4 protein-coding genes are annotated in these 5,135 nt (G+C 67.2%); 2 read left to right on the top strand and 2 right to left on the bottom strand.

Annotated elements, in window-relative coordinates:
- Positions 1-22 precede the first annotated feature (22 nt).
- On the bottom strand, positions 23-2,302 hold the full coding sequence (katG, locus tag LH128_RS14525) for a catalase/peroxidase HPI (RefSeq protein ID WP_008830402.1): 2,280 nt from the start codon (positions 2,300-2,302) through the stop codon (positions 23-25).
- A 296-nt stretch (positions 2,303-2,598) separates the two neighbouring features.
- On the opposite strand from katG, the gene LH128_RS14530 reads away from it, so the two are divergent.
- Both LH128_RS14530 and LH128_RS14535 read left to right on the top strand, forming a co-directional pair.
- On the top strand, positions 2,599-3,978 hold the full coding sequence (locus LH128_RS14530; protein ID WP_037519498.1) for an aromatic ring-hydroxylating dioxygenase subunit alpha: 1,380 nt from the start codon (positions 2,599-2,601) through the stop codon (positions 3,976-3,978).
- Between the two features lie 77 nt (positions 3,979-4,055).
- Positions 4,056-4,460 (top strand): hypothetical protein, encoded by a 405-nt coding sequence (locus tag LH128_RS14535; protein ID WP_008830404.1) that lies wholly within the window; start codon positions 4,056-4,058, stop codon positions 4,458-4,460.
- Between the two features lie 6 nt (positions 4,461-4,466).
- On the opposite strand, the gene LH128_RS14540 is transcribed toward LH128_RS14535, so the two are convergent.
- A partial coding sequence (locus LH128_RS14540) for a hypothetical protein (RefSeq protein WP_327195167.1) occupies positions 4,467-5,135 on the bottom strand: 669 nt, incomplete at its 5' end.

Consider the following 5,135-nt stretch of genomic DNA (forward strand, 5'->3'; position numbering starts at 1 on the left):
TCGCGACAGGGAGGATTTAGGGTCAGAACCGGTCGGCGTTCATCACTTTCGCCCACGCCGCCACGAAGTCGTCCACGAACTTCTGCTTCGCATCGTCCGAGGCGTAGACCTCCGACACCGCGCGCAGTTCGGAGTTCGACCCGAACGCCAGATCCACCGGGCTCGCGGTCCAGCGCAGCTTGCCGGTCTTGCGGTCCTTGCCGTCATAGAGCCCCGGCGCCGCGCTCTTCGACCAGACCGTGTCCATCGAAAGCAGGTTGACGAAAAAGGCATTGTCGAGACTGCCCGGCGTCGCGGTGAAGACCCCCGCGCTCGACTTGCCGGCATTGGCGCCCAGCGCGCGCATGCCGCCCACCAGCACCGTCATCTCCGGCACCGTCAGGTTCAGGGCGTCGGCCTTGTCGACCAGCGCGGCGGCCGGGTCGAGCCGGTAGTCGGCCGTGTAGAAGTTGCGGAAACCGTCGGCCTTGGGTTCGAGGTACGCGAACGATGCCACGTCGGTCTGGTCCTGCGCCGCATCGACGCGGCCCGGCGCGAAGGGCACCTTCACCGGATAGCCCGCCTTGCTGGCCGCCTGTTCGACACCGGCATTGCCTGCCAGTACGATGAGGTCGGCCATCGACACCGCTTTTCCGGACTTCGCGAAGTCGGCCTGCACCGCCGTCAGCTTCGCCAGCACCTTGGCCAGTTCGGCCGGATCGTTGACCGCCCAGCCGCGCTGCGGGTCCAGCCGCAGGCGCGCGCCATTGGCGCCGCCGCGCATGTCGGTGCCCCGGAAGGTCGAAGCCGAGGCCCAGGCCGTGCGCACCAGTTCGGGCGTCGTCAGGCCGGAAGCGAGGACCTTGGCCTTGAGCGCGCTCTGGTCCGCCTCGCCCAGGGGTGCGAAACTCGCCTGCGGCAGCGGGTCCTGCCACGAGAACGTCTGGTTCGGAACGTCCTTGCCCAGATAGCGCGCCTGCGGGCCGAGGTCGCGGTGCGTCAGCTTGAACCACGCGCGGGCGAAGGCCTGCGCGAATTCCTCGGGATTCTCGTGCCAGCGCTGCGCGATCTTGAGGAATTCGGGGTCCTGCTTGATCGCGATGTCGGTGGTGAACATGATCGGCGCGTGGGTCTTGCCCTTGATGTGCGCGTCCGGGACCATGTTGGCGGCCGCCGGGTCGGTGGGAATCCACTGCGTCGCGCCCGCCGGGCTCTTGGTCTTAACCCACTCCATTCCGAGCAGGTTATCGAGGTACTGCGAGGTGAACTTGATCGGATTCGCCGACCACGCCCCTTCGAGGCCGCTGGTGATGGCATCCTCGGCATTGCCCTTGCCGCACGTGTTCTCCCAGCCGAGGCCCTGCTTCTCGGTCCCGGCGGAGGAGGGATCGGCGCCCATGCACTTGTTCGGATCATGCGCGCCGTGGGCCTTGCCGAAGGTGTGGCCGCCCGCGATCAGTGCCAGCGTCTCCTCGTCGTTCATCGCCATGTTGCCGAAGGCGCGGCGGATGTCGGCGGCGGCGGAGATCGGATCGTGGTTGCCGTTCGGGCCTTCCGGGTTGACGTAGATGAGGCCCATCTGCGTCGCGGCGAGCGGGCCTTTGAGGTTGCCCTTCGCGTCGCGGCGCTTGTCGGTCATCATCTTGGTTTCCGGCCCCCAGAACACAAGGTCCGGCTGCCATGCGTCGATGCGGCCGCCCGCGAAGCCGATGGTCTTGAAGCCCATGTCCTCCAGCGCGACATTGCCGGTCAGCACCATGAGGTCGCCCCACGACAGCTTGCGGCCGTACTTCTGCTTGATCGGCCAGACGAGGCGGCGGGCCTTGTCGAGACTGACGTTGTCGGGCCACGAATTCAGCGGCTCGAAGCGCTGCTCGCCGCCGTCCGAACCGCCGCGCCCGTCGCCGACGCGGTAGGTGCCTGCGCTGTGCCAAGCCATGCGAATGAAGAACGGGCCGTAGTGTCCGTAGTCGGCGGGCCACCACGATTGCGACGTGGTCAGCACCTTGCGGATGTCCGCCTTGACCGCGTCGAGGTCGAGCGTGGCGAACTCCTTCGCATAGTCGTAATCGGCGCCGTAGGGGTTGGACTGCGCCTCGTGCTGGCGCAGCGCGGCGAGGTCGAGGGTGCTGGGCCACCAGTCCTTGTTGGACATGCCGCCGGGCTTGGTGCCGGCGGGAGGGGCGGGCTGTTCGGTGACCGTCTCCGCCTCGGTCGCGGCCTTGTTCGGCTTGGCCTGTTCGGCGGCCGACGCGGGCGCTGCGAGCGCGCAGCACGCGGCGCCGAGCATCAGCGCGAGCATGCGGTTTCCAAGGGTGTTCATGGCCTCTCTCCTCCTGTTGCTTTGGCCCTTGCAAGGGCGGGCAGAGGGTACGCCCCGAGGGACGGGACCGTTAGTGCGCTTCGTCGATGAGAGTGATCGGGCAGGGCGATCAAAATCGAAAGGTTAAGCGAGCTGCGCGATTTGTTGCCGCTCCATCGCCGGGGCGTTGCGCGCGGGCGGCTCTGGAAACGGGAGGCGAGCTGGCCTAATAGACAATCCTGTTGAATAGCGCGCATGGGAGAGACCGCGTGACCGAACCGGAGGCCTACGAGCCCAGCCGCCTCACCGCAGCGGACATGGACGCCGAAGTGCTCGCAACTTACCCGACCGAGGCGTTTCTCTCGAAGGACTACCTCGCCGCGGAAAAGACGCTGCTGTGGCCCAAGGTCTGGCAGATGGTCGAGCGCGAGAGCGACCTGCCGAACCCTGGCGATTGGCTGACCTACGACGTCGCCGACGAATCCGTGATCGTGCTGCGCAAGGACGACGGTTCGCTGAAGGCTTTCCACAACGTCTGCCCGCACCGGGGGCGCCAGCTCGTGTCGGTGCCGGACATGCTGCCGGGAAAGGTCCATGATGTCCGGGGCTCGAACCGGCGCAACTTCATCTGCGGCTTCCACGGCTGGACCTTCGATCTGGAGGGCCAGAACACCTACATCCTCGACCCGCAGGACTGGCAGAACAAGCTGACGGCAGAGATGACCTGCCTGTCGGAAGTCCAGGTCGATACCTGGGGCGGCTACATCTACATCACGATGGACCCCGACGCCGTGCCACTGGCCAAGTGGATGGGCCGTGCGGGAGAAATCCTCTCGCACTTCCAGCTGGAGAAGATGCACTACAAGTGGCGCCAGTGGGCGATCTACGACTGCAACTGGAAGACCGCGATCGAGGCGTTCCTCGAACCCTACCACGTCGCGGGCACGCATACGCAGCTGCTGGCTTATGGCGATTACTACGCGCTGAGCCGCCAGTACGGGCTGCACTCGGTCTCCAGCTACGACACGCGCGATGCCAAGTTCGAGATGAGCGAGAGCGCCGGCACCACCCGCGCCGGCAAGGGCGACGACCCGCGCGTTTCCACCTACGAGCTGATCCGCGAGAACTACGAGACGGTGAACTATTCCGCCTCCACCGAGACGCTGGTGAACGCCGCCGCTCGCCTCCAGATCGAGCTTCCGGAGGACGCCACCCCGCAGGAATGCATCGCCCACTGGCTGAAATCCGCCAAGGCCGACGACGCCGCGCGCGGAGTGATCTGGCCCGAGGTTCCGCCCGAGATCAAGAAGGAAGGCGGCCTCGCCTGGGGCCTGTTCCCCAACCAGAACATCCTCCACGGCGAGACCTTCGCGCTGTGTTACCGCGTGCGCCCCTACAAGGACGATCCGGACAAGTGCGTGTTCGAAAGCTACGCCCTCGAACGCTTCCCGGAAGGCGAGGCGCCGCAGACCGAGTGGACCTATGCCGACCCTATCGGCGAGAACTGGGGATCGGTGCTGGCGCAGGACTTCTCCAACATGCAGTTCGTGCAGAAGGGCATGAAGTCCAGCGGCTTTCGCGGACCCTTGCCCAACCCGCACCAGGAGCAGAAGGTCATCAACCTCCACCGCAATCTAGCGAACTTCATGGGCGGGCGAGGGGCGCCGACCAAGCTGGACGTCTGGCCCCGGAACTGAGCTGCATACTCGGGAGTTTTACGAGGGTTAACGGGCGCGCCGTCCATTTCTGACGCGCCTCCTCGAAAGGCTCGTCCATGAACACGAAGATCCTCGCCCTGGCCCTTGCCGGTTCCACCGTGGCGCTCAGCGCCTGCGCCACGGACGGCTATGGCGGCGGCTATGGCTACAGCTCGGTCGGCTGGGGCACGCCTTATGCCTATGACGGCTATTACGACGGGTACTACGGCCCGATCCACGACGGCTACTGGGGCAGCGACGACTACTTCTACTACCGCAACAACGACCGCGACCACCGCTACCGCCGGGGCGACCGCAACCACATCATGCGCGCACCCCCTCAGGGCCAGCACAACTACCAGCCCTTCCGGGGCGAGATGCGCCCGCAGCAGGGCATGAAGATGCCGATGTGGCGCGGCGGCGGCGATCATGATGGCGGCGGACGCGGCGACGGCCGCCGACCGGGCCGCGGCCACCGCTGAGGCGGCTCAGCCGTCCTCTTCCCGCGTGCGCCGTGCCTCGATGGTGCGGCGCAGCTGCTCCAGCTTGGCGTCGATCACCGCGCGCGTCTCTTCCACGGTGGGCATCTGCGCCTCGATGTCGCGCCGCACCCGCTCGTAGAGCGCCGAGCCCGGCCGCGCGTCCTGCGTAGGCGGCGCGGCGTAGCGCTCCGGCATGCGCTGGCGCAGCAGGAACAGCATGAGCGCGGTGTCGTGGCGGGTATAAGTGGCGACCACCTTGCCCTGGCTCGCCACCGGGCGTTCCTCGCCCAGGATCGCGCGTTCGAGCGCGCAGTCCTGCAGCCGCAGCATGCCCCGGTCGACCGCCTTGTCCCACGCGGCCGAGAACCCTTCGGCGCCCTTCATCAGCCGCAGCTTGTAGAGCGCCTCGAGGCTCGCCCCGATCGCGCGGGCCGCCTGCGTGACGATCCCGCTGGCGGCGAGCGCGGCGATGAACATGCGCTGCCGGTCGGGCGTGATCGAGTTGCGGCGCGGACGGCTGTGCAGATAGGGCGCGAAGCCGAGCAGCGGATCGTCCGCCTCGGGCAAGTCCTCGAAGAACGCCATGGCCGAAGTGCGCCGCGAAGGCCGCACCGAGCGGCACCCCACACGTTCCTCCCCGAGCTTGTCTCGGGGAGGGGGACCGCCGACGCAGTC

Source organism: Sphingomonas sp. LH128, assembly GCF_000293195.2.
GTDB classification, from domain to species: Bacteria; Pseudomonadota; Alphaproteobacteria; order Sphingomonadales; family Sphingomonadaceae; genus Novosphingobium; species Novosphingobium resinovorum_A.